The organism is Sphingobacterium sp. UBA7253, from assembly GCF_002472745.1.
In the GTDB taxonomy this organism is placed as follows: Bacteria; Bacteroidota; Bacteroidia; order Sphingobacteriales; family Sphingobacteriaceae; genus Sphingobacterium; species Sphingobacterium siyangense.
Window position 1 is genome coordinate 3,316 of record NZ_DKSP01000248.1, and the last position, 2,006, is coordinate 5,321.

Here is a 2,006-nt window from a genome sequence, read left to right on the forward strand (position 1 = left end):
ATAATCCATTTTGGATTAGATTCTGATCTAGGCTAAATGCAAACCTCTGATTATGCTGTTCCAATATATCGTTGGTGACCCCCGATTGGTACAGAATACGAATAGGAAGCTCTTCTCTTGTTTCTACACGATCAAAATGAATGGAAAGCAATAAATCCCCTTCAAAATTGGAACGCTCCTTCAACAATTTAAATTCATCACCTCCACGCGATAATATCACTTTATAGCCTTTATTTTCCAATTCTTGTTTCAAAAGTAAACAGGTTTCCCAGGTCAATGATTTTTCCATCAATCCAGAATATGCCGTTGCACCAGAATCCTTCCCGCCGTGCCCCGGATCCAGGACAATTGTCTTCGTAGTTCTTTCTTTTCCAAAATAAAAGATAGACCAGGAATGCATTGGTGGATTAATAAAAGAGTAAAATAGCAGTAAAAGGCCTAATAAAGGAACGGTCAGCACGTATTGCCATCTTTTCTTTTTAGAGGAAGGTTTTGCCATCATGGCCTGAACCCGTTCAACCAGCTCATGCCTATTGTTAAATAAACTGCTCTGCAATCCAGCAGGACAGGGCTGTTGTGTTAAAGTCAGTAGAAAACGGGCATAGCGGGTGTTACCATATCGATTGGCCAATACCTCGTCAACCTGATATTCATGCACCAAATACAACTGTCTACGCATCCAATAAACAAATGGATTTAGCCAAAAAAGGCAACGAAAAATTTCTATAAACAATTTATCCCGGCGATGTTTAAAAACAATATGCTGGCTCTCATGTTCAAAAATCAATTTTCCATCTGGTGTATCAAGCTGATCTTCTTCCATAACAATTACATGCTGAACTGAACAATTTGCATAATGTCCAAAGGGAGCAACCATCGTAAATCCTTCAAATTTATACTGACTCAGCTGTCCAATACGACGGCCTAAGCGGATATAGCGTAACGCAAATCGGCATAACAAAACAAAAGATACAAGCAGATAACCATAAGCAATGCCATATCCAATCGAAAAGGAATGCCAGAAAGAATCGACCATTTCTGTTTCAGATACGAGATCACCCGAAGCTCCTATCGAATGAGCAACTGTGTTCGATTGTTCAAAAGCGAGCACTGGACTTGTCGGCGAAAGAAATAGTTCGCCCAAACGTACAGTTCCAAATGGCAGAAGCAGACTCAACAAACATAAACCCAGGATAAAATAACGGTTCCATTGAAAAAATGAAAGCTGTCTGAATACCAGAAAATAAAGAACTGCCCCGATTACCAGACTGCAGTTAACTTCAAATAAATAATAAAGTAAGCTATTCATGATCTTCGTGTTTTTTGATGAGTTGTTCTATTTTCTGAATATCCTTCGCCGAAAGCTTCTTTTCTTTTACCATAAAAGACAGTAAGTTTTCAACCGAATCATCAAAATAATGATCGAGCACTCTTGAGAATGATAACTTTCGGTATTGCATCTTCGAAATCAAAGGATAATATTGATAAGTCTTTCCGAAGGCTCTATAACCTACATACTCTTTCTTTTCCAATATTCTTACAATCGAGGAGATTGTATTATAGGGTATGGAACCACTTGGATCCAGATACTCAATAATATCTTTGACAAAGACCTCTTTGAGCTTCCAGATCACCTGCATGACTTCCTCTTCTTTTTTTGTTAATTCTTCCATAATTTGATACGTTGTTTATGCTAACATAAAGCTATAACTTATTTTTCAGTTTTACAACTGAAAAATAAGTTATAAAACTTAAAAATAAGTTTACAGAAGATATTCAATCAAAAAAAAGAAATTAAAACCTACTTTTTCAATAACTTAGAGAAAAACAAATAGGCCGCTACCAAAAAGATAATGATAATAATCAGGACAATAATCTCTTGTGTCCCTATTCCCCAGTTCATACTATTCATAATTTTTTTTCCAATTTAAATGATCCATTTCTCGCATTGATCTAAAAAAGTTTGGTCTATATCTGCCCCGATTCCAATTTAGATCGGAAGAGCG

The 2,006-nt window shown here is 36.5% G+C and carries 2 protein-coding genes; both read right to left on the reverse strand.

What is annotated here, in order from left to right; genetic code table 11:
• Positions 1-1,309 (reverse strand): M56/M15 family metallopeptidase (locus B2X72_RS26090; protein WP_286852112.1); only part of this gene is annotated, 1,309 nt, incomplete at its 3' end.
• Positions 1,302-1,673 carry a BlaI/MecI/CopY family transcriptional regulator gene (locus B2X72_RS26095; protein WP_145327829.1) on the reverse strand — a complete coding sequence of 124 codons (372 nt, stop codon included), beginning with the start codon at positions 1,671-1,673 and terminating at the stop codon, positions 1,302-1,304. The genes B2X72_RS26090 and B2X72_RS26095, both read right to left, overlap by 8 nt.
• Between the last annotated feature and the right edge of the window lie 333 nt (positions 1,674-2,006).

Bases quoted from the DNA above. Each gene is read 5' to 3' on its own strand.
- B2X72_RS26095 (WP_145327829.1), bottom strand. From the start codon at position 1,673: ATGGAAGAATTAACAAAAAAAGAAGAGGAAGTCATGCAGGTGATCTGG.